We start from the raw sequence: 23,340 nt of genomic DNA on the forward strand, positions 1-23,340 counted from the left end.
GGCGCGGCGACTAGCCCTTGCTGAGCTCCCAGAACCGGAACACGGTCGACGCGTCCAGGCAGTTCTCCACGCCGTAGACGTTCTCGCGGACGACCGCGTACTGCTTGGCCTGCCAGACCGGGATGATGGGCAGCTCGTCGGCGACGATGTCCTGGAGCTTGCCGTAGTCCGTGTCGGTCGCGGTGCGGTCGCTCTGCGCGGCCGTGTTCGGGATGATCTTGCCGGTGATGGTGTTGTTCTCGTAGCGGTTCAGCAGGACGTTGTCCTTGCCGAAGAACGGCTGCGTGAAGTTGTCCGGGTCCGGGTAGTCGGGCACCCAGCCCTTGACGTAGACGCCGTACTTCCCGGCCTTGATGTCCTTCTCGTACTGCTCGAACTCCACGGACTTCACGTCCGCCTCGAACAGACCGCTCGCGTTGAGCTGCTTGGCTATCGCGCGCAGTTCCTCGTCGGTGGACGGGCCGTAGCGGGACGGCGTGGACCACAGCGTCAGCTTGGCCTTGCCGTCGATGCCGGCCTCGCGCAGCGCGGCGGCGGCCTTGTCGCGCTGCGGGCGGGCGCCGTAGGTGTCGAAGAAGGCGGTGTTGTGGCCGCCGACGCCGGCCGGGACGATCGAGTACAGCGGCGTCGCCGTGCCCCGGTACACCTGGTCGACGAGCGCCTCGCGGTCGAGGAGGTAGGCGATGGCCTTGCGCAGGCCGGGCTTGCCGGCCATCGGGTCCTTCATGTTGAAGACCAGGTGCTGCACCTCGGCGCTGGTGCCCTCGACGACCTCCATCTTGTTGTCGGAGGTGTTCTTCTCGATGTCGGCGATGTCCGCGGCGGCGAGTCCTCGGTAGGCGACGTCGACCTCGTGGTCGGTGATCGCCTGCTTCAGGCCCTTGCGGTCACCGTGGAAGAAGCGCAGGGTCACGCCCTCGTTGCGGGTCTTGGCGCTGCCCTTGTAGCCGGAGTTGACCGAGAAGTCGGCCTCGTCCTTGTCGAACGAGTCGAGCTTGTACGGCCCCGAGCCCACGGCCTCGCCGTCCGTGCGGAGCTTGTCCATCGGGTACTCGCGGTGGTCGACGATGGAGCCGGCACCGGAGGCGATCTTGCTGGGGAAGGTCGCGTCGGGGAACTTCAGCTTGAAGACGACCGTCTTGGCGTCCGGCGTCTCGACCCTGTCGAGCATCGGCAGCATCGTCGCCGGGCCCCCGTCGACGTCGATCTTCCGCATGCGGTCGAAGGAGTACTTGACGTCCTTCGAGGTGAGCTCGTTGCCGTTGCTGAACTTCAGGCCGTCACGCAGCGTGCAGCTGAAGACCTTGGTCTGCTGGTCGGTGAAGCCGCACTTGCGGGCGGCCTCGGGCTCCGGCTCCGTCGCGCCCTTGGGGAAGCTCAGGAGCGATTGGAAGACGTTGTTGAACAGCAGCCACGAGCCCGGGTCGTAACCGGACGCCGGGTCGGTGGCGAGGACGTCGTCGGACATCCCCACCACCACGGAGTCGCTGTCCTTGGCGGAGCCGCCGGACTCCGATCCGCAGCCGGTCAGCAGGGTCGCGGCCAGGCCCGAGGTGAGGGGGAGGGCCAGCCACTGGTTGCGCATTTTCACTTGCGTGCCTTGTCGTTGTTCCGTACTCGGGTGCGGCGCCGGTCAGTCGCTCACACCGCGGGCGAGCTCCCACAGCTGCAGATTCGAAGCGGAGTTGAGAGCCCACTCGACACCCGTGATGTCGTCGCGGGCGGCGATGTACTGCTTGCCCTGCCACAGCGGGAGCACCGGAACGTCCTCGGCGACGATGTCCTGGATCTTCTCGATGCTCTTGATGGCGCTGAGGCGGTCGGCCTCACGGCGGGAGGTGGGGATCAGTTCGTTGTTGATGGTCTTGTTGCGGTAGGGCGAGCCGAGGAAGTTGTCCTCGTCGAGGAACGGCGCGAGGAAGTTGTCGGCGTCCGGGAAGTCCGGGAACCAGCCCATGCCGTAGACGTCGTACTTGCCCTCGCGCTCCGCCGGGCGGAAGGTGTTCCAGATCTCGCCCTTGATCTGCACGTCGAAGAGGCCGCTGTCGTTCAGCTGCTGCTGCAGCGTCTCGAACTCCTTCTTCGTGGCCGGACCGTAGTGGTCGGTGGTGTAGTGCATGGTCAGCTTGACCGGCGTGTCGATACCGGCCGCGTCGAGCATCGACTTGGCCTTCTTCGGGTCCGGCTGCTCGTACTTGTTGAAGAACGAGTTGGAGTGGCCCGTGATGGTGGTCGGCACCAGCGAGTACAGCGGGTCGGCCGTCTTGCCGTACACGTTGCCCGCGAGCGCGCCGCGGTCGACGATCTGCGCCATGGCCTGCCGGACGGCCTTGTTCTTGACGGTCGGCGCGTTCGTGTTGAAGGCGAGGTAGCGGATCTCCAGGCCGGGCATCTCGACGAGGTCGATGTCCTTGCCGGGGCTGTTGTCGAGCTTCTTGATCTGCTGCGGCGACATGGTGCGGGTCATCAGGTCGATGTCGCCGCTGTCGAGCGCCTTGCCCATGCCTGCGGCGTTCACGAAGGTCCGCAGCTCGATCTTGTCGTTCTCCGGCTCGAACGAACCCTTGTAGTTCGGGTTCTTGGTGAAGACCGCCTTGACGACCTGGTCGTTCTTCACTTCCGACTTGACGCTGTAGGGTCCGGAGCCGTCCACCTCGAAGCCGTCACGCAGCTTCTTCTTGCTGTAGTGATCGGGGCTGACGATGCCCGCGGTCGGCGTCGCGAGCTTGTACGGGAACGTCGCGTCCGGGCTCTTGAGGTGGAAGACGATGCCCCGGTCGCCCTGGACCTCGATGGTCTCCACGTTCGCCACCAGGCCGTTGGAACCGCTGGGGTTGGCCATCTTCATGTCGCGGACGCGCTCGATGGAGAACTTCACGTCGGCGGCGGTCAGCGCCTTGCCGTCGGCGAACTTCAGGTCCTTGCGCAGGGTGCAGGCGTACCGCTCGTTGCCCGTGTCGGTGAAGCCGCACTTCTGCGCGGCCTCGGGCTCCGGCTCGCCGCCCCCGCGCGGCAGGGCCATGAGGGTCTGCAGGGTCTGCCGCAGCACGTTCCAGGTTCCGGCGTCGTAGGAGTACGCCGGGTCGAAGGGAGCCGGGACCTCCTTCGATACGGCGAACCGGTCCGTGGTGCCCACCGCGATGGGGTCGTCGCCGTCCCCGCTGCCCGAACCGCCACACGCGGCGAGCGTGGGGGCGAGCAGACCTATGAGGGCCGGCAGCACCAAAGTCTTGCGGTTCATGCTGGACGTTCTCCAGAGCTCTTGGTCCCGTGTTTCCGGCAACGGCGGGGTGGGGTTGATGGTGCACGGGGGGGTGACGCGATGTTCTCGCGACGAGATTAGTCCGCACCAGCGGAGGCGCTGGAGGAGACCGGAGTCGGGGTTCCATCACACAGTGATACGGGGCGTGGACGCACCGATAACCCGACACCGGAAGGTTTCGTGCACGGGAGGCCCAATCAGGACACAAGGTCATGCCCCCATCAGGGAGTAAGGGCTCTCCTGCACAGGAGGGATTCCCTGTCGACCCTCGCACAAGTGGGAAAGGTCACACTTTCAACTGGCCTTGGGGCCAGGGGATTTCGGCCAACGGCGGCCGGTTCAGGCGCCCATCAGGCCGTGCAGGAACCGCAGGTCGACGTTTTCGAGCGAGGGCACGACGGTCCGGCCGACGGCCGGGGCGATGGGCGCGACGGACGGCACGGCCACCACGCGGCAGCCCGCGGCCTCGGCGGCGGCCACACCCGTCGCGGTGTCCTCGATGACGGCGCACCGGGCCGGGTCCGCGCCCAGGCGGGAGGCGGCGAGGAGATAGGGGTCGGGGTGCGGCTTGGTGCGGGCCACCTCGTCGCCGGCGACGGTCAGCCGGAAGTGGTGGGCGCCGATGGAGTCCAGGACCCGGTCGATGATGCGCCGGTGCGAGGCGGACACGAGCGCCGTGGGCACCTCGTGGGCGGCGAGTTCGGTGAGGAGTCTCGCGGCCCCGGGCATCAGCGGCAGGGCGCGGCTGATGCGGTCCTCGAAGCCGTCGTTGAGCAGGACGGTCAGCTCCGGGACGGTGATGTCCGCGCCGGTGGCCTCGATGAGGAAGCCGGCGCTGCGGGTCATGGGCCCGCCGACCACGACGTCCCGCCAGGACTCGTCGAGCGCGTGCCCGAGCGCGGCGAAGACCTCCACCTCGGCGTCCCACCAGAAGCCCTCGGTGTCGACGAGGGTTCCGTCCATGTCGAGGAGAACGGCCTGCAGGGCGGAGCCTTCGGCCGTTCGGGTACCGAGCGCGGGGACCGTACTGGTCATCCGGGCACCTCCATAGGGGACGAGAAGGCCGGCCCCCCAGAAGGGGACCGGCCTGAGCTGGACCGTCCAGTGTACGACTGCCCGGATCAAAGCGCCTCTGAATACCGCGGCACACCGCCGCGGCGGCTCAGCGGGCGTTGAAGTACTTGGCCTCGGGGTGGTGGATCACGATCGCGTCCGTCGACTGTTCGGGGTGGAGCTGGAACTCCTCCGAGAGTTCGACGCCGATCCGCTCCGGGCGCAGGAGTTCGGCGATCTTGGCGCGGTCCTCCAGGTCGGGGCAGGCGCCGTAGCCGAGGGAGAAGCGGGCGCCGCGGTACTTGAGCGCGAACATGTCCTCGACGTCTGCCGGGTCCTCGCCGGCGAAGCCGAGCTCGGAGCGCACCCGGGCGTGCCAGTACTCGGCCAGCGCCTCGGCCAACTGCACGGACAGGCCGTGCAGTTCGAGGTAGTCGCGGTAGGCGTCGGCCGCGAACAGCTCGGCCGTGGCCTCGCCGATCTTCGAGCCGACGGTGACGACCTGGAGGCCCACCACGTCCTGCTCGCCGGACTCCTCCGGGCGGAAGAAGTCCGCGAGGCACAGGCGCCGGCCGCGGCGCTGGCGCGGGAAGGAGAAGCGGGTGCGCTCGTTGCCCTGCTCGTCCAGGATGATCAGGTCGTCGCCCTTGGACACGCACGGGAAGTAGCCGTAGACGACGGCCGCTTCCAGCAGGTTCTTGGTCTGGAGCTCGTCGAGCAGGCCGCGCAGGCGCGGGCGGCCCTCGGTCTCGACCAGTTCCTCGTACGTCGGGCCGTCGCCGGCGCGGGCCTGCTTCAGGCCCCACTGGCCCTTGAAGAGCGCGCCCTCGTCCAGCCAGGAGGCGTACTCCTTGAGCTGGATGCCCTTGATGACGCGGGTGCCCCAGAACGGCGGCGTGGGCAGGGGGTTGTCGACGGCGACGTCGGAGCGTGCCGGGCCCTCGGGCTCGTCGACGGCCACCGCGGGCGTGTCCCGCTTGGGCACGCGGCGCTGCTTCAGCTCCGGCAGGGTGGCGCCGGGGACGCCGCGCTTGACCGCGATCAGGGCGTCCATCAGGCGCAGGCCCTCGAACGCGTCGCGGGCGTAGCGGACCTCGCCCTCGTAGATCTCGTGCAGGTCCTGCTCGACGTACGCCCGGGTCAGGGCGGCGCCGCCGAGGATGACCGGGTAGTCGGCGGCCATCTGGCGCTGGTTGAGCTCCTCCAGGTTCTCCTTCATGATCACGGTCGACTTGACCAGGAGTCCTGACATGCCGATGACGTCGGCGCGGTGTTCCTGCGCGGCGTCCAGGATCGCGGCGACGGGCTGCTTGATGCCCAGGTTGACCACGTTGTAGCCGTTGTTGGACAGGATGATGTCGACGAGGTTCTTGCCGATGTCGTGGACGTCGCCGCGCACGGTGGCGAGCACGATGGTGCCCTTGCCCTCGGCGTCGGACTTCTCCATGTGCGGCTCCAGGTGGGCCACCGCGGTCTTCATGACCTCGGCGGACTGGAGCACGAACGGCAGCTGCATCTGGCCGGAGCCGAAGAGCTCGCCGACGACCTTCATGCCCTCCAGGAGCGTGTCGTTGACGATGTCCAGGGCGGGGCGGTCGGCGAGGGCCGCGTCGAGGTCGGCCTCCAGGCCGTTCTTCTCGCCGTCGATGATGCGCCGCTGCAGGCGCTCGTCCAGCGGCAGGGCGAGGAGTTCCTCGGCCTTGCCCGCCTTCATGGACTTCATGTTGACGCCCTCGAAGAGCTCCATGAGCTTCTGCAGGGGGTCGTAGCCCTCTTCACGGCGGTCGTAGATCAGGTCTCGGGCGACCTTGACCTGCTCCTCCTCCAGGCGGGCGATCGGCAGGATCTTGGAGGCGTGCACGATCGCGGAGTCCAGGCCCGCCTTGACGCACTCGTCCAGGAAGACGGAGTTGAGGACGACGCGGGCGGCCGGGTTGAGGCCGAAGGAGATGTTCGACAGGCCGAGCGTGGTCTGCACGTCGGGGTGACGCCGCTTCAGCTCGCGGATCGCGCCGATGGTGGCGATGCCGTCGCCCCGGGACTCCTCCTGACCGGTGCAGATGGTGAAGGTCAGGGTGTCGATGAGGATGTCCGACTCGTGGATGCCCCAGTTCGTCGTCAGGTCCTCGATGAGGCGCTCGGCGATGGCGACCTTGTGCTCGACGGTGCGGGCCTGGCCCTCCTCGTCGATGGTCAGGGCGATCAGCGCGGCGCCGTGCTCCTGGGCGAGCGCGGTGACCTTGGCGAAGCGGGACTCGGGGCCGTCGCCGTCCTCGTAGTTGACGGAGTTGATGACCGCGCGGCCGCCGAGCTTCTCCAGGCCGGCCTGGATGACGGGCACCTCGGTGGAGTCCAGGACGATGGGCAGCGTGGAGGCGGTGGCGAAGCGGCCGGCCAGTTCCTGCATGTCCGCGACGCCGTCCCGGCCGACGTAGTCGACGCAGAGGTCGAGCATGTGGGCGCCCTCGCGGATCTGGTCGCGGGCCATCTCCACGCAGTCGTCCCAGCGGCCCTCCAGCATGGCCTCGCGGAACTTCTTCGAGCCGTTGGCGTTCGTACGCTCGCCGATGGCCATGTACGAGGTGTCCTGTCGGAACGGGACAGTCTGGTACAGCGAGGCGGCGCCCGGCTCGGGGCGCGGCTCGCGCGCGGTCGGGGTGAGCCCGCGCACCCGCTCGACGACCTGCCGCAGGTGCTCGGGGGTCGTGCCGCAGCAGCCGCCGACCAGGGACAGGCCGTACTCGCGGACGAAGGTCTCCTGGGCGTCAGCCAGCTCGGGGGCGGTCAGCGGGTAGTGCGCACCGTCCTTGCCGAGGACGGGCAGGCCGGCGTTGGGCATGCAGGCCAGCGGGACACGGGAGTGCCGGGCCAGATAGCGCAGGTGCTCGCTCATCTCGGCCGGTCCTGTCGCACAGTTCAGGCCGATCATGTCGATGCCCAGCGGCTCCAGGGCGGTGAGCGCGGCGCCGATCTCCGAGCCGAGCAGCATGGTGCCGGTCGTCTCGACGGTGACGGAGCAGATCAGCGGCAGGTTCGCGCCGGTGGCGTCCAGGGCGCGGCGGGCGCCGAGCAGCGCGGACTTGGTCTGCAGGAGGTCCTGGGTGGTCTCGACCAGGAGCGCGTCGGCGCCGCCCGCGATCATGCCTTCGGCGTTCTGCTGGTAGGCGTCGCGCAGGGTGGTGTACGGGGCGTGGCCGAGGGTCGGCAGCTTGGTGCCGGGGCCCATGGAGCCGAGGACCCAGCGCTGCTGCCCGGTGGAGGCGGTGAACTCGTCGGCGACCTCGCGGGCGATGCGGGCGCCGGACTCGGAGAGCTCGAAGACGCGCTCGGGGATGTCGTACTCACCGAGGGCCGCGTGGTTGGCGCCGAAGGTGTTGGTCTCGACGCAGTCGACGCCCGCGGCGAAGTACTCCCGGTGGACGTTGGCCACGATGTCGGGGCGGGTGATGTTCAGGATTTCGTTGCAGCCCTCGAGGTTCTCGAAGTCCTCGAGGGTGGGGTCCTGCGCCTGCAGCATGGTGCCCATCGCGCCGTCGGCGACCACCACGCGGGTCGCCAGTGCTTCGCGGAGGGCGTCGGCCCGGCTCCCGGCGGAGGCGTCCGCTGCGGAGTCGGATGAGGGGGTCGGCAACGAGGCCATGAATGAGCTCCCTGGAGTGCGACGGCTGTCGGCTTTGCGGGTTCCTCGGGGACCCGCACTCGGCCAGAGTAGCCGGGACCCCGGTCCGGCCGTGAGAGCGTCCCAGCGGGCGGACCGGCAGACGGGTGGCCGGAAGTCGTCGTTCGGCCGTGCCCGACGGGAAACGCCGCGCACGCGCCCTTAGCCACAGGTCGGCAACGACCGATAGTGTTCAGCATTGTCGAACGGTGAATGCGTTCTTGAGTTCGCTGCGGACTGTGTGCGCGGCACGGGATGGAGGACAGGGCTGCGATGGCACGGAACATCCAGTCGCTCGAGCGGGCCGCCGCGATGCTGCGGCTGCTCGCGGGCGGCGAGCGCCGGCTCGGCCTCTCGGACATCGCTTCCGCCCTCGGCCTCGCCAAGGGTACGGCGCACGGCATCCTGCGCACCCTGCAGCAGGAGGGCTTCGTCGAGCAGGACGCGGCGTCCGGGCGCTATCAGCTCGGCGCGGAGCTGCTGCGGCTCGGCAACAGCTATCTGGACGTGCACGAGCTGCGCGCCCGCGCGCTGGTGTGGACCGACGACCTGGCCCGCTCCAGCGGCGAGAGCGTGTACCTGGGCGTGCTGCACCAGCAGGGCGTGCTGATCGTGCACCACGTCTTCCGGCCCGACGACAGCAGGCAGGTCCTGGAGGTGGGGGCCATGCAGCCGCTGCACTCCTCGGCGCTCGGCAAGGTGCTCGCCGCGTACGACCCGGTGGCGCACAGCGAGGCGCTCGAGTGCGAGCGGGAGTCGTTCACGGCGCGCACCGTGACCGCCCCGGAGGCGTTCGAGGAGGTCCTCGACCTCACTCGCGCGCGCGGGTACGCGGCCGACGCGGAGGAGACCTGGGAGGGGATCGCGTCCGTGGCCGCGCCCATTCACGACCGGCGGCGGATGCCGGTGGGGGCGGTGGGGATCACGGGGGCCGTGGAGCGGGTGTGCCCTTCGGGCGAGATGCGGCCCGAGCTGATCGCCGCGGTGCGGGACTGCGCGCGGGCGGTGTCCCGGGACTTGGGCGCGAGCCGTTTCTGAGGGGGGCTCCAGCGGGGTCCGGCCCGGTGTGCGGCGGGGCTCCGCGCGCTCTCTTGTTGCGGTACCGGCGATAACCCAGAACGATCAATAACGATCGTGTTTTCAATTACAGAAGTCTTGACGTGTTGGTAACCCCACGGTCAGACTCGCGTCCACCGGTCGGCATTGTCGAACACCTAACGGCATTACGCGTTACAGTGGGGCAAGCCAGGGCCGGCAACGCCCTCACCTGAGGGCGCGGACCACCGGAGGGACCCGGGGTTCGCCTTTCCCTGGACGAAGGACAAAGGAGTCGCGGGTGTCCAGCTCCGACATCTTCATCGGCGAGACCATCGGTACCGCCGTGCTCATCCTGCTCGGTGGTGGCGTGTGCGCCGCCGTCACGCTCAAGCGCTCGAAGGCCAAGGACGCGGGCTGGCTCGCGATCACGTTCGGCTGGGGCTTCGCCGTACTGACCGGCGCGTACCTCGCGGGCGGCGTCTCCGGCGCGCACCTGAACCCGGCGGTCACCATCGGCCTCGCCGTGGACGGCGGCACCAAGTGGAGCGACGTGCCGATCTACCTCGGCTCGCAGCTGCTCGGCGCCATGATCGGTGCGGTGCTCGTGTGGGCCACGTACTACGGCCAGTTCCAGGCCCATCTCACCGACCCGGAGATCCTCAAGGCCCAGCCCGTCGAGGAGGGCCTGGTCGACCAGAAGGCCGCGCCGAAGGCGGGCCCGGTGCTCGGCATCTTCTCCACCGGTCCGGAGATCCGGAACGTCGCCCAGAACCTCGTCACCGAGGTCATCGCCACGACCGTGCTCGTCCTGGCGATCCTCACGCAGGGCCTCAACGACGGCGGCAACGGCCTCGGCACCCTCGGCGCCCTGATCACCGCGCTCGTCGTGGTGGGCATCGGCCTCTCGCTCGGCGGCCCCACGGGCTACGCCATCAACCCGGTCCGCGACCTGGGCCCGCGCATCGTGCACTCGCTGCTCCCGCTCCCCAACAAGGGTGGCTCGGACTGGTCGTACGCGTGGATTCCCGTCGCCGGACCGCTGATCGGCGGCGCCCTCGCCGCATACATCTTCAAGCTGTTCTGAGCGGCCCCGCCGACCACCACACGTACTTCAGGAGCACACCGTGACCGACGCACACACCGCAGGCCCCTTCATCGCGGCGATCGACCAGGGCACCACGTCCAGCCGCTGCATCGTCTTCGACCGGGACGGCCGCATCGTCTCCGTCGACCAGAAGGAGCACGAGCAGATCTTCCCGAAGCCGGGCTGGGTCGAGCACAACGCCACCGAGATCTGGACCAACGTCCAGGAAGTCGTCGCCGGAGCCGTCTCCAAGGCCGGCATCACCCGCGACGACATCAAGGCCATCGGCATCACCAACCAGCGTGAGACCACGCTGCTGTGGGACAAGAACACCGGCGAGCCGGTGCACAACGCCATCGTCTGGCAGGACACCCGCACCGACGCCCTCTGCAAGGAGCTCGGCCGCAACGTCGGCCAGGACCGCTTCCGCCGCGAGACGGGCCTGCCGCTGGCCTCCTACTTCGCCGGTCCCAAGGCCCGCTGGCTGCTCGACAACGTCGAGGGCCTGCGCGAGCGCGCCGAGGCGGGCGACATCCTCTTCGGCACCATGGACTCCTGGGTCATCTGGAACCTGACGGGCGGTGTGAACGGCGGCAAGCACGTCACCGACGTCACCAACGCCTCCCGCACCATGCTGATGAACCTCCACACCATGGAGTGGGACGAGCGCATCGCCGAGTCCATCGGCGTGCCGATGCAGATCCTCCCCGAGATCCGCTCCTCCGCCGAGGTCTACGGCGACGTCGCCGGCGGCAAGCTCGGCGACATCCTGGGCGGCATCCCGGTCGCCTCCGCGCTCGGCGACCAGCAGGCGGCCCTGTTCGGCCAGACCTGTTTCGAGGAGGGCGAGGCCAAGTCCACGTACGGCACCGGCACGTTCATGCTGATGAACACCGGTGAGAAGGCCATCAACTCCTACTCCGGGCTGCTGACCACCGTCGGCTACCAGATCGGCGACAAGAAGCCGGTCTACGCCCTCGAGGGCTCCATCGCCGTCACCGGATCGCTCGTGCAGTGGATGCGCGACCAGATGGGCCTGATCAACTCCGCCGCCGAGATCGAGACGCTCGCGTCCTCGGTCGAGGACAACGGCGGCGCCTACTTCGTACCGGCCTTCTCCGGCCTGTTCGCCCCGTACTGGCGCTCCGACGCCCGCGGTGTGATCGCCGGTCTGACCCGGTACGTCACCAAGGCGCACATCGCGCGCGCCGTCCTGGAGGCCACCGCCTGGCAGACCCGTGAGATCACCGACGCCATGACGAAGGACTCCGGCGTCGAACTCGCGGCCCTCAAGGTCGACGGCGGCATGACCTCCAACAACCTGCTGATGCAGACCCTCTCGGACTTCCTGGACGCGCCGGTGGTGCGCCCCATGGTCGCCGAGACGACCTGCCTCGGCGCCGCCTATGCCGCCGGCCTCGCCGTCGGCTTCTGGTCCTCCACCGACGACCTGCGCGCCAACTGGCGCCGGGCCGCGGAGTGGACCCCCCGCATGGACGCGGATGTCCGCGCCCGTGAGTACAAGAACTGGCTCAAGGCCGTCGAGCGGACCATGGGCTGGCTCGAGGACGACGAGAGCTGAACCGCACTCAGCTCAGCTGACGAGGAGTTAAGCAACCATGACCACCCTGCAGAGCGGCCCCGCCTTCCCGGCTCTCGGCACGCCCCCGGCCGCCGGCAGCGCCCCGAGCCGCGCCGAGACCCGGGAGCGTCTCTCCAAGGCGTCCTACGACCTCCTGGTGATCGGCGGCGGAATCCTGGGCATCTCCACCGCCTGGCACGCCGCGCAGTCGGGTCTCAGGGTGGCCCTGGTGGACGCCGGCGACTTCGCCGGCGCCACCTCCTCCGCCTCCTCCAAGCTGCTCCACGGCGGTCTGCGCTACCTGCAGACCGGCGCGGTGAAGCTGGTCGCGGAGAACCACTTCGAGCGGCGTGCGGTGTCACGCCAGGTGGCACCGCACCTCGCCAACCCGCTCACCTTCTACCTGCCGGTCTACAAGGGCGGCCCGCACGGCGCCGCCAAGCTCGGCGCGGGCGTCTTCGCCTACTCGGCCCTGTCGGCCTTCGGCGACGGCGTCGGCCACCTGCTCTCCCCCGCCAAGGCGGCGCAGGACGTGCCGGAGCTGCGCACGGACAACCTGAAGGCCGTGGCCGTGTACGGCGACGACCAGATGAACGACGCGCGCATGGCCCTGATGACGGTCCGCGCGGCCGCCGAGGCGGGCGCCGCCGTCCTCAACCACGCCGAGGTCACCGGCCTGCGCTTCACGAACGGCCGGGTCACCGGCGCCGACCTCAAGGACCGCGTGGACGGCGCCGAGTTCGGTGTGAACGCCCGCCTGGTCCTGAACGCGACCGGTCCCTGGGTCGACCACCTGCGCAAGATGGAGAACCCGGACGCGGCCCCCTCCATCCGCCTGTCCAAGGGCGCGCACCTGGTCCTCAAGCGCACCGCCCCCTGGAAGGCCGCGCTGGCCACGCCGATCGACAAGTACCGCATCACGTTCGCCCTGCCCTGGGAGGACATGCTGCTGCTCGGCACCACCGACGAGGAGTTCGAGGGCGACCCGGCCGACGTCCGCGTCACCGAGGCCGACACCGCGCAGATCCTGGACGAGGCCGCGTTCTCCATCCGCGACCAGCAGCTGTCCCGTGACCTGATCACGTACTCCTTCGCGGGCCTGCGGGTGCTGCCGGGCGGTCCCGGCGACACGTCCAAGGCCAAGCGCGAGACGGTCGTCACCGAGGGCCGCGGCGGCATGCTGTCGGTCGCGGGCGGCAAGTGGACGACGTTCCGCCACATCGGCCGTACGGTCATGAAGAAGCTGGAGGCCCTCCCCGGTCACCCGCTCGGCGACGACTACGAGCCGATCTCCGAGCTGCCGAAGAAGCTGCCGCTGCCCGGTATCGCCAACCCGCGCGCGGTCGCCCACCGGCTCCTGGTCGACGGTCCGGCGCCCGGCCCGCGCATGGCGCCCGACACCGCCCGCCACCTGGCCACGCACTACGGCTCCCTGTCCTTCGACATCGCCCGCCTGGCGAACGAGAACCCGGAGCTGGCCGAGCGCGTCCACCCCGACGCCCCGGAGATCTGGGCGCAGGTCGTCTACGCGCGCGACAACGAGTGGGCGGAGACGGCCGACGACGTGCTGCGCCGCCGTACGACGCTGACGATCCGCGGCCTCGCCACGGACGAGATCCGCGGCAAGGTCGAGGACCTGCTGGGCAAGAAGAGCTGAGCCGTTAGCAGTTGGTAAGGGGCGGTCGCCATGGCGGCCGCCCCTTACGCATGCCGGTCGAGCTACGATCCGCAGCGGCGTGGGGGGCCTCGCGGGGCGCTTCAGGCCCGCCCTGCCAAGCCCCGACCAGGAGCCCCGGATGACGTCGACCGTCCAAGAGACCCTGCCGATCTCGGGCATCCCCCGTACCGGCCTCCCCGCCCACGCGATCGTCGTCGGCGACCCCGCGCGCGCCGCCGCCGTCGCCGGCCTCCTCGACGACGCCAAGGAGGTCTCGTACCACCGCGAGTACCGCACCTTCACCGGCACCTGGCAGGGCCTGCCCGTCGTCGTGTCGTCGCACGGCGTGGGCGCGCCCGGCGCGCTCTGCCTCTTCCAGGAGCTGGCCGAGGCAGGTGTGACACACTTCATCCGGCTCGGTACGGCGGGCGCGATCCGGCCCGGCGTCGGGGACGGCGATCTGGTCGTGGCGGACGCGGCGGTGCGCGACGACGGCGTGACCCAGCAGCTGATCCCGGCCGAGTATCCGGCGTTCGCCGCGCCGGAGGCGGTGCTCGCCCTGCAGCGCGCGGCCCGCGCGGCGAAGGCCCCGTACCACCGCGGTGTGGTGTGGACCCGGGCCGCCTTCCGGCCCGGCTTCCTGCCGCTGCCCGCCGACGCCTACGAGCGGGCCGGGATCGCCGCCATCGAGATGGAGCTGTCGGCGCTGTACGTGTTCGCCTCGACGCGCGGCCTGCTCGCGGGCGGCGCGCTCGTCGTCGACGGCGCCAACGCCGACGAACTGGTCGACGAGGAGGCCACCGGCGGCTACGACCCGCACCGCGCGGTGGTCGCCGACGGGGTCACCCGCGGGGCCCGGATAACCTTGGACGCACTGCGCCTGCTGGCCGCCGAGGACGCCGGGCTGCCCGCGCAGCGAACGCCGTAGTCGTCCCCCTCTGCACATGCCCCCGCACCCGCGCGGGCCCCTTCGTACGGAACGGAACGCATGACTCCCATCGATCTCCTCGTCCATGGCGGCGACGTCCTCACCGTCGACGCGTCCGGCACCGTCGTCCCCGACGGCGCGGTCGCGGTGCGCGCCGGTGAGATCGTCGAGGTCGGCCCCGCCGCGCGGCTGCGTGCCGCGTACACGGCGGCCGAGGAGATCGACGCGCGCGGCTGTCTGGTCCTGCCGGGCCTCATCAACACGCATACGCACCTGGCGATGACGCTGCTGCGCGGCGCCGCCGACGACCTGACCCTCCAGGGCTTCCTGGAGCGCGTCATCCCGCGCGAGGCCGAGCTGCTGTCGCCGGAGACGGTCGCGGCGGGCATCCGGGCGGCGATCGCGGAGTCGGTACGCGGCGGGGTGACGGCCGCACTCGACATGTACTGGTTCCACGAGGCGGCGGAGGAGGTGGCGCGCGAGGCCGGATGGCGGCTGCTGAGCGGGCCGACGTTCATGGACGTGCCGGGGCCGCCGGACGGCCGTCCGTACGCGGACCGGCTCGGCTGGGCGGAAACCCACCTGACCGCCCGCACCCCGGCGCCGGGCACCCGGCCCGTGGTGTTCGCCCACTCCGCGTACACCCTGGCGCCCGAGCAGCTCACCGCGATCGCCGCGCTGGCCCGCGCGCACGGCGCCCTGCTGCACCTGCACGCCGCGGAGAACAGCACCGAGGTGGCCACCGTCACCGAACTGCACGGCATGCGACCCGTGGAGCTTCTGGACTCGCTCGGCGTGCTCGGCCCGGACACGCTGCTCGCGCACGCCGTCGACCTGACCGACACGGAGATCGCGGCGCTCGCCCGCACGGGGACGGCCGTCGCGCACTGCCCGGTGTCCAACCTGAAGCTGGGCTGCGGGATAGCGCGGGTGCCGGACCTGACCGCGGCGGGCGTCACCGTGGGCCTGGGCACGGACGGCGCGGTGAGCTCCAACACGCTCGACCTGTTCGGCGCGGTGCGGATGGCCGCGCTCGTGCACAAGGCGGGCGGCGACCCGACGGCGGTGGGTGCCGAACAGGCCGTACGGATGGCGACCATCGACTCCGCGCGGGCCCTCGGGCTCGGCGAGCAGCTCGGTTCCCTGGAGCCGGGCAAGCGTGCCGACCTGGTCGTCGTCGACCTGGACGGCCCGCATCTGGCGCCCCGGCACGATCCGTACTCGACGCTCGCGTACGCCGCCGGGGCCGCCGACGTGCGCGACACCGTCGTGGACGGCCGTGTCCTGATGCGCGAGCGGGCCCTGCTCACCGTCGACGAGCGCGCGGCCGTGCGCGGCCTGCGCGACGTGGTGTCCGCTCCGCTCCCCCTCCCTCGTACCACCACCGAGAACCTGACCCGAAACGTCAGCACATGATCTCCGAACCCACCCGCGGCTTCACCGGCCGCGCCCGCGCCGCCGACCGCGATCCGCGCCTGCCCCCGGGGCAGTACGACGCCCGCGACGGCTGGCCCGTCCTGTCCGCCGAGGTGACGCCGCGCCTCGCCGCCGCCGACTGGACCTTCCGCGTCGACGGGCTCGTCGCGCGCCCGCGCACCTGGACCTGGGACGAGGCGCACGCCCTGCCCGCGTCCGAGTACCGGGGCGACATCCACTGCGTGACGAGCTGGTCCAAGTTCGGGGTGCGCTTCGGCGGTGTGAGCCTGGACGCGTTCCTCGCCGCCGCCGGGCCGGCGGACGCGGCCACGCACGTCGTCGCGTACTCCCACACCGGCTACACCTCGAACCTGCCGCTGGCCGACGTGACCGGCAGCCGGGCCTGGATCGCCTGGGAGTACGACGGCGCGCCGCTGCCGCCCGAGCACGGCGGCCCGGCCCGGCTGATCGTCCCGCACCTGTACTTCTGGAAGAGCGCCAAGTGGATCGCGGGCCTCAGGCTCCTCGACCACGACGAGCCGGGTTTCTGGGAGCAGAACGGCTACCACCACCGGGGCGACCCGTGGCGCGAGGAGCGGTACGCCGGTGACTGAGACCACAGAGATGACCGAGACCGCGCAGAGGTCCTTCGTGCCGCCGACCGCCTTCGCCGTGCCCGGCCGCATCGCCGTGAGCAACCGCTCCGCCTCCGTGTGGCAGCCCGCCCTGATCACGGAGATCCGCCGCGAGACGCCCGCCGCGTCGACGTTCCGGCTCAAGGTGCCCGACTGGCAGGGCCATCTGCCGGGCCAGCACCTGATGCTGCGGCTCACGGCGCCGGACGGCTATGTCGCCCAGCGCCACTACTCGCTGGCGTCGGCACCCGACGACAGCGGCGAGATCGAGCTGACCCTCGACCACGCGCCGGGCGGCGAGGTGTCCGGGCATCTGCACACGGTGGCCCGGGTGGGCGACACCGTGGAGGTGCGCGGCCCGCTGTCCGGTTTCTTCGCCTGGCCCGGCGACCGGCCCGCGCTGCTGCTCGGCGCGGGCTCCGGCGTCGTACCGCTGATGTCGATGATCCGTCACCACCGCCGCGCGGGCCTGACGGTGCCGCTGCGCCTGATCGTCTCCGCCCGCACCCGGGAGGACCTGATCTACGCGGACGAGTACGGCGACGAGACCACGGCCGTCCTCACCCGCGCCGAAGGCCGCCTGAACGCGGGGCACTTGGCGCCGAGTCTGGGCGACGGTCAGCCCGACGGCGGCTGGGAGGCGTACATCTGCGGCTCCAACGGCTTCGCGGAGCACGCCTCGCGGCTCCTGGTGGACGGCGGGCAGCCGGTGGACCGGATCAGGATCGAGCGCTTCGGCTGAACCCCCTGCTCACGGGCGGCCCCAGGGGACATAATGAGCCGATACATCGGATGTCTATTCCGATGTCTCTGTCCGACGTCACTGTCCGACGTCTGTTCCGCCATTCCGCCGGTCCGTACCGGCCCGCACACTGAGGCGAGGTCCCCATGGCTGTCACGGACGAGGCCATCGAAAAGATCAAGGGCATGATCGTCTCCGGCGCGCTGCGCCCCGGCGACCGGCTGCCCAAAGAGAGCGAGCTGGCCGCCGAGCTGGGGCTCTCCCGCAACTCGCTGCGCGAGGCGGTGCGGGCCCTTTCGCTGATCCGCATCCTGGACGTGCGGCAGGGCGACGGGACGTACGTCACGAGTCTGGACCCCCAGCTCCTGCTGGAGGCGCTGAGCTTCGTCGTCGACTTCCACCGCGACGACACCGTCCTGGAGTTCCTCGCGGTGCGCCGGATCCTGGAGCCCGCCGCCACGGCGATGGCGAGCACCCGCATCACCGAGGCCGAACTGGACACGCTCACCGAGCAGTTGGACGCACTCGGCGCCGCGCCGAGCGTGGAGGAGCTGGTGGCCTGCGACCTGGAGTTCCACCGCGGGATCGTGCAGTCGTCCGGGAACTCGGTGCTCTGCTCACTGCTCGACGGCCTGTCCGGACCGACCACGCGCGCCCGCATCTGGCGCGGCCTGACCCAGGAGGACGCCGTCAGCCGCACCCTGCACGAGCACCGGGCGATCCTGGCGGCGCTGCGCGACCGGGACGCGGAGGCGGCGCGGTCCTGGGCGACCGTGCACATCGCGAGCGTGGAGCAGTGGCTGCGCTCCACCCTGTGAACCATGCGTGACGGGCAGTTGACCTGGGCAGTGATCCGGCACTCGGCGCCGCCGGGGGGCTGCGGAGGGCCCCGCGGGACGCCGTAAGGTTGGGGCGTACTTAGAGGAGAACGTCGGAAGGAGGCCCCGGGTGATCGAGCTCGAGGGGGTACCCGAGCTGATCGACCCGGTCATGGTGGCCGCGTTCGAGGGCTGGAACGACGCCGGCGACGCCGCCTCCACCGCGGTCGCGCATCTCGACAAGGAGTGGAAGGGCGAGGTCTTCGCGGCGCTGGACGCCGAGGACTACTACGACTTCCAGGTCAACCGGCCCACGGTGTGGCTGGACGGCGGAGTCCGCAAGATCACCTGGCCGACGACCCGGCTCTCGGTGGTCCGCGTCGGCGGCGACAAGCCGCGCGATCTCGTCCTGGTGCGGGGCATAGAGCCGTCCATGCGCTGGCGTTCGTTCTGCAACGAGCTGCTCGGCTTCGCCCACGAGCTGGGCGTGGAGCTGGTCGTGATCATGGGGGCGCTGCTCGGCGACACCCCGCACACCCGTCCGGTCCCGGTCAGCGGCGTCACCTCGGATCCCGATCTGGCGCGCACCATGGATCTGGAGGAGACCAAGTACGAGGGCCCCACGGGCATCGTCGGCATCCTCCAGGAGGCGTGCACGCACGCGGGCGTCCCGGCGGTCAGCCTGTGGGCCGCCGTGCCGCACTACGTCTCGCAGCCGCCGAACCCGAAGGCGACGCTCGCGCTCCTCAACCGCCTGGAGGACCTGATCGACCTCAGGATCCCGCAGGGCGAACTGGCCGAGGACGCGCGCGCCTGGCAGCTCGGCGTCGACCAGCTCGCCGCCGAGGACAGCGAGGTCGCGGAGTACGTCCAGTCCCTGGAGGAGGCGCGGGACACCGCGGAGCTCCCCGAGGCGTCGGGCGAGGCCATCGCGCGCGAGTTCGAGAGGTACCTGCGGCGGCGCGACGGCGGCGGGCCCGGTCCTGTCGCCGGGACGGGGCAGATGGGCGGGCACGCCACGGACGGCGGCGACGGGGCGGCGTATCTGCGCGATACGCCGAGCGAGCGCACCCGGCCGCCGAAGCCGCAGCCCCAGCCGCGTCCGGAGGACGACACCAAGGACGCCAAGGACCACGAGGGCGGCCAGGGCGCTGGTGACTCCGGGTCGGGCCCGGAATCCGGCCCGGCCGGGGACGACGGGTCGGGCGACGCCAAGGGCGACGATTCCGGGCCGGGGGATTCCTCCGAGGACTGAGCGAAACCTGCACGACGAGAAGGGGCGGCACCGCGAAGGTGCCGCCCCTTCTCGTTGCCCAGGGCTCAAGAGGCCACTGCCGCCACGTACACCTCGTACAACTCATACACCTCGTACGCATTTGGCTCGTATGAGGCGTGACATGGACTTCTTGGTGAATTGCACACGGTTCCCAACTCAACTTCTTTTCAAACTCAGTTGGGCGAAAGGGGTCTGGACGGCCGGGCCCGGCGGTAGCAGGGTGTGCAGCGACCGGAAGGCAGGCGAGGCGCGGGGCTCAGGGAATCGTCAGGAATGGAAGGGAGCGGTGGAGCGATGACCGACCAGGTGCAGCGGGGCAGCGACCCCGGAGGCAGCGGCCCCGGACCCGACGGGGCGGGGTTCACCTACCGGGCCGCCGAACAGGAACTGATCGTCGTCGCCCGGCCGGAGGCCCGGCTGCGCGCCCAGGAGCAGGGCGTCCGCTCGGCCTCGGGAGCCGACGTGTCGGCCCTGAACATGTTCCTCAGCGATGAACAGCTCGCCCTGGAGCCGCTGTTCGGCAGCGAGGACCGGCTCCGGGCCGCGGCGCCGGAGACGACGGACGACGTACCGGACCTGACGCTCTTCTACCGGGTGCGCGGCGGCCAGGACCGCGCCGAGGAACTGCGCGCGCGGATGGCGGCGCTGCCCGGCGTCGACACGGCGTACGTCAAGCCGGGCGCCGTGCCCGCCACGCTCGGCCCGGCCGGGCAGCAGGGCGGCGCGGGCGAGCCGGACGAGGCCCGCCGCCGCAAGGAGGGCATGCCCGCGACCCCCGACTTCAGCGGCCGCCAGGGCTACTTGGGCCCGGCCCCCGAGGGCGTCGACGCGTACTGGGCCTGGCAGCGGCTCGGCGGGGGCGGCGACGGCGTGACCGTCATCGACGTCGAGGGTGCCTGGCAGCTCAGCCACGAGGACCTGTCGGCGAAGCTCGCGGGCGTGGTCATCGGCACCCCCATCCAGGACCTGGCGTGGCGCAACCACGGCACCGCGGTGATCGGCGTCATCGGCGCCGACCGCGCCCACCCGGGGATCACCGGCATCGTGCCGGACGCCGTGACCGCGGCCGCGTCCTTCATGCCCGCCGGCACGGCCGCGACGATCCAGGCCGCGGCGGACCGGCTCGCGCCGGGCGACATCATCCTCATCGAACTGCACCGCCCGGGGCCGAAGTTCGAGTTCGAGGAGCGCGACGACCAGAAGGGGTACATCGCCCTGGAGTGGTGGCCGGACGACTTCGCCGCGGTCCGGTACGCGACGGCCAAGGGGATCATCGTCGTCGGCGCGGCGGGCAACGGCGCCGAGTCCCTGGACGACGCGGCGTACGAGCGCCGTCCCGACGAGTTCCCGTCCTGGTGGCGCAACCCCTTCAACCCGTCCAACCCGTCGTCCGACGCCGTCCTGGTCGGCGCGGGCGCGCCGCCGCCCGGCACGCACGGCCGCGACCACGGCCCGGACCGCTCGCGCCTGGCGTTCTCCAACTACGGCGCGCGGGTGGACGCGCAGGGCTGGGGCCGCGAGACCACGACGACCGGCGGCTTCTGGAACCAGCCGGGCGACCTGCAGGGCGGCGTGGACGAGATCGCCTGGTACACGGACACGTTCTCCGGCACCTCGTCGGCGTCCCCCATCGTCGTCGGGGCCGTCGCCGCCCTCCAGGGCATGCTCAAGGCCGCGGGCCAGCAGCCGATGACGTCGTCCCGCGCGCGGGCGGTGCTGCGGGCCACGGGGTCGCCGCAGCAGGACGGTCCTGGCCGCCCGGCGTCCCAGCGGATCGGCCACCGCCCCGACATCAAGGCGGCGGTCACCAAGCTGCTTCCGGCGGCGGTGGGCTCGGGCCGCGCCGAGCGCTACTGGGACGAGCTGATTCCGTATCCGCCCGAACTCCCGCCGCGGCTGCGGCTCTTCGTGGCCGGGCAGTGGCGGAACCTGAACAACCCATCCCCCGAGACCCGCCAGGCGGTGCACTCCGCCTTCGCCGGCGGCTCACCGGACGTGCGTGTCTGGTTCTCGGACGACGAGGTCGTGGGCCTGGTCGTCACGGGCTGAACCACGGCGCGCGACGAAACGCACCACGCACCACATCAACGGACCGACCATTGACGGAAGGTGGCACCCGCATGAGCACCACCCCGCAAATGAGTCAACTGGGCCAGCAGCAGGGCCAGCAGTACAGCCCGCAGCAGCAGTACGGCCAGCAGCAGCCGTTCGGCCAGCAGGGCCAGCAGTACGGCCAGCAGCAGATCCCGGGTCAGCAGGGGCAGCAGCCCTTCGGCCCGCAGCAGTTCGGCCAGCAGCAGGGTCAGAGCACCGCGCCGCCGCAGCCGGGCCAGATGGGTCAGATGGGGCAGATGGGCCAGCAGCACGGCCAGCCCGGTCAGATCGGCCAGCAGCAGCCGTTCGGTCAGCAGCAGGGCCAGCAAGGCCAGGGCCAGCAGCAGATCCCGCAGCACATGCAGCAGCAGATCCCCGGTCAGCAGCAGATCCCGCAGCACCTGCGCCAGCAGATGCAGCAGCTCGGCCAGCAGCCCCCGTTCCAGCAGCTGCTCCAGCAGCTCGGCCAGCAGCAGGTCCCACAGGCCCAGGCACCCCAGATCTCGACGCACGCGCTCGCCGCGAATGTCGCCGAGAGCTTCTGGGACGTCGTCCAGCCACTGCCCGGTCAGGCTTCGCTGCTCCACCTGTACGTCGACGGCGACTGGCGGGTGTACATCAACCCGAGCGAGCGCACCCGCGACCAGGTGCAGGAGGCTTTCGCCTACGGGCAACCGGTGATCGGGTACTACGACACCAACAACCCGGGGCTGCTGCTCGCCATCGTGATCACCAGGTGACGCTCGGGGCCGGGTGAGACACCCCGTGGAACGGCGGCGCCGTGCGGAATCCTTCCGTCCGGCGCCGCTGTCGCAGCGCCCGTCGGCTACAGCGCGACGCCGAGCAGCGCGTCCACGGCGCGCGACACGACGCCCGGAGCGCCCTCGTCCGTGCCGCCCTCGGCGGCCTGGCGGGCGGCCCAGCGGTCGACGGCGGCGAGCGCGGCGGGCGCGTCCAGGGCGTCGGCCAGGGCCCCGCGCAGTTCCCGGGCGGCCCGTCCGGCCGGGACACCGCGGCGCGCCAGCGGGCGAGCCGCTCGACGGCGTCCTGGAGCACCTGGTCGGTCCACTCCCAGTCCGCGCGGTAGTGGTGCGCGAGCAGCGCGAGCCGGATGGCGACCGGGTCGACACCGTCGCGCCGCAGCTTGGAGACGAAGACCAGATTTCCCTTGGACTTGGACATCTTGGCGCCGTCCAGGGCGACCATGCCCGCGTGTACGTACGCCTTGGCGAAGGGGTGCTCGCCGGTCAGGGCCTGGGCGTGCGACGCGCCCATCTCGTGGTGCGGGAAGGCCAGGTCGGAGCCGCCTCCCTGGACGTCGAAGCCCATGCCGAGGTGGTCGAGGGCGATGGCCACGCACTCGATGTGCCAGCCGGGCCGGCCGCGGCCCAGGGAGCCGCCGTCCCAGCTCGGCTCACCCTCGCGGGCCGCCATCCAGAGCATCGGGTCGAGCGGGTTCTTCTTGCCCGCGCGGTCCGGGTCGCCGCCGCGCTCGGCGGACAGCAGCCGCATGGCTTCGGCGTCGAGCCCCGACACCTCGCCGAAGTGCGGGTCGGACTCGACGGAGAAGTAGACGTCGCCCTCGAGTTCATAGGCGGCGCCCAGGTCCCGCAGCCGCTCGACGAGCGGAACGATGCCGGGTATCGACTCGACGGCGCCGATGTAGTGCTGCGGCGGCAGCAGCCGCAGCGCGGTCATGTCCTCGCGGAACAGCGCGGTCTCGCCCTGCGCCAGCTCGACCCAGTCCTTGCCGTCGCGCTTGGCGCGCTCCAGGAGGGGATCGTCCACGTCGGTGACGTTCTGGACGTAGTGAACCTGCCGCTTGGTGTCGAGCCACACGCGCTGTACGAGATCGAACGCGTTGTAGGTCGCCGCGTGACCCATGTGGGTCGCGTCGTACGGAGTGATGCCGCAGACGTAGATACGGGCGACGGGACCGGGGTCGAGGGTGACGAGTCCACCGGTCGCGGTGTCGTGGATCCGGAGGTCGCGGCCCTTGCCGGACAGGACGGGAACCTCAGAAGCGGGCCAGGCATACATGCCTTGAGCGTAACCGGATGCCCCGTCCAGTTACGACCCAGGGCGGCGAGATCTTCG

General features: G+C 70.9%; 17 protein-coding genes and 1 pseudogene. 12 read left to right on the forward strand and 6 right to left on the reverse strand.

Translation table 11 applies throughout. The features are described 5' to 3' along the window. Positions 1–10 precede the first annotated feature (10 nt). The 4 genes from STRAU_RS06545 to metH all read right to left on the reverse strand — a co-directional run bounded on the left by STRAU_RS06545 (position 11) and on the right by metH (position 7,955). Complete coding sequence (locus STRAU_RS06545; protein ID WP_106967828.1) at positions 11–1,591, reverse strand: ABC transporter substrate-binding protein; 1,581 nt, start codon at positions 1,589–1,591, stop codon at positions 11–13. A gap of 42 nt (positions 1,592–1,633) precedes the next feature. Then, a complete protein-coding gene (locus STRAU_RS06550; RefSeq protein WP_016639464.1) occupies positions 1,634–3,241 on the reverse strand; it encodes an ABC transporter substrate-binding protein in 1,608 nt (535 codons plus the stop codon). 360 nt (positions 3,242–3,601) lie between these two features. Beyond that, the gene (locus tag STRAU_RS06555; protein WP_016639465.1) at positions 3,602–4,297 is read right to left on the reverse strand and encodes an HAD family hydrolase; all 696 of its coding nucleotides are present in this window, start codon (positions 4,295–4,297) and stop codon (positions 3,602–3,604) included. 127 nt (positions 4,298–4,424) lie between these two features. Further along, complete coding sequence (gene metH / locus STRAU_RS06560) at positions 4,425–7,955, reverse strand: methionine synthase (RefSeq protein ID WP_016639466.1); 3,531 nt, start codon at positions 7,953–7,955, stop codon at positions 4,425–4,427. A gap of 291 nt (positions 7,956–8,246) precedes the next feature. Between metH and STRAU_RS06565 the strand changes: the two genes are divergently transcribed. The 11 genes from STRAU_RS06565 (at position 8,247) to STRAU_RS06615 (ending at position 21,198) form a co-directional block, all read left to right on the forward strand. Next, positions 8,247–9,011 carry an IclR family transcriptional regulator gene (locus tag STRAU_RS06565; protein WP_037657854.1) on the forward strand — a complete coding sequence of 255 codons (765 nt, stop codon included), beginning with the start codon at positions 8,247–8,249 and terminating at the stop codon, positions 9,009–9,011. 298 nt (positions 9,012–9,309) lie between these two features. Continuing rightward, on the forward strand, positions 9,310–10,095 hold the full coding sequence (locus STRAU_RS06570; RefSeq protein ID WP_016639468.1) for an MIP/aquaporin family protein: 786 nt from the start codon (positions 9,310–9,312) through the stop codon (positions 10,093–10,095). A gap of 40 nt (positions 10,096–10,135) precedes the next feature. Further along, positions 10,136–11,677 (forward strand): glycerol kinase GlpK, encoded by a 1,542-nt coding sequence (glpK, locus tag STRAU_RS06575; RefSeq protein WP_016639469.1) that lies wholly within the window; start codon positions 10,136–10,138, stop codon positions 11,675–11,677. A 37-nt stretch (positions 11,678–11,714) separates the two neighbouring features. Beyond that, a complete protein-coding gene (locus STRAU_RS06580) occupies positions 11,715–13,334 on the forward strand; it encodes a glycerol-3-phosphate dehydrogenase/oxidase (protein WP_016639470.1) in 1,620 nt (539 codons plus the stop codon). 139 nt (positions 13,335–13,473) lie between these two features. Beyond that, complete coding sequence (locus STRAU_RS06585) at positions 13,474–14,262, forward strand: phosphorylase family protein (protein WP_016639471.1); 789 nt, start codon at positions 13,474–13,476, stop codon at positions 14,260–14,262. A gap of 60 nt (positions 14,263–14,322) precedes the next feature. After that, positions 14,323–15,678, forward strand: a complete 1,356-nt coding sequence (locus STRAU_RS06590; RefSeq protein WP_016639472.1) for an amidohydrolase — start codon at positions 14,323–14,325, stop codon at positions 15,676–15,678. Continuing rightward, the gene (locus STRAU_RS06595; RefSeq protein WP_016639474.1) at positions 15,675–16,292 is read left to right on the forward strand and encodes a sulfite oxidase-like oxidoreductase; all 618 of its coding nucleotides are present in this window, start codon (positions 15,675–15,677) and stop codon (positions 16,290–16,292) included. Before STRAU_RS06590 ends, STRAU_RS06595 begins: the two co-directional genes overlap by 4 nt. A gap of 10 nt (positions 16,293–16,302) precedes the next feature. Then, a complete protein-coding gene (locus STRAU_RS06600) occupies positions 16,303–17,055 on the forward strand; it encodes a ferredoxin reductase (RefSeq protein WP_016639475.1) in 753 nt (250 codons plus the stop codon). A 146-nt stretch (positions 17,056–17,201) separates the two neighbouring features. After that, positions 17,202–17,873: a FadR/GntR family transcriptional regulator gene (locus STRAU_RS06605; protein ID WP_016639476.1), complete on the forward strand. Its 672-nt coding sequence runs from the start codon at positions 17,202–17,204 to the stop codon at positions 17,871–17,873. A gap of 130 nt (positions 17,874–18,003) precedes the next feature. Further along, positions 18,004–19,128: a PAC2 family protein gene (locus tag STRAU_RS06610; RefSeq protein ID WP_016639477.1), complete on the forward strand. Its 1,125-nt coding sequence runs from the start codon at positions 18,004–18,006 to the stop codon at positions 19,126–19,128. Positions 19,129–19,443: 315 nt separating this feature from the next. Further along, on the forward strand, positions 19,444–21,198 hold the full coding sequence (locus STRAU_RS06615; RefSeq protein ID WP_016639478.1) for a S8 family peptidase: 1,755 nt from the start codon (positions 19,444–19,446) through the stop codon (positions 21,196–21,198). Positions 21,199–21,233: 35 nt separating this feature from the next. Here STRAU_RS06615 and STRAU_RS43460 read toward each other — a convergent pair whose 3' ends face one another. After that, complete coding sequence (locus STRAU_RS43460) at positions 21,234–21,644, reverse strand: hypothetical protein (RefSeq protein WP_016639480.1); 411 nt, start codon at positions 21,642–21,644, stop codon at positions 21,234–21,236. Here STRAU_RS43460 and STRAU_RS43465 point away from each other — a divergent pair. Next, the gene (locus STRAU_RS43465) at positions 21,603–21,983 is read left to right on the forward strand and encodes a hypothetical protein (protein ID WP_259299836.1); all 381 of its coding nucleotides are present in this window, start codon (positions 21,603–21,605) and stop codon (positions 21,981–21,983) included. The two genes, STRAU_RS43460 and STRAU_RS43465, sit on opposite strands and share 42 nt — an antisense overlap. Positions 21,984–22,069: 86 nt before the next feature. Here STRAU_RS43465 and mshC read toward each other — a convergent pair. Further along, positions 22,070–23,283 (reverse strand): annotated as a pseudogene (gene mshC / locus STRAU_RS06625) (cysteine--1-D-myo-inosityl 2-amino-2-deoxy-alpha-D-glucopyranoside ligase). Positions 23,284–23,340: the final 57 nt, after the last annotated feature.

This window comes from Streptomyces aurantiacus JA 4570, from assembly GCF_000414115.1.
Taxonomy (GTDB): Bacteria; Actinomycetota; Actinomycetes; order Streptomycetales; family Streptomycetaceae; genus Streptomyces; species Streptomyces aurantiacus_A.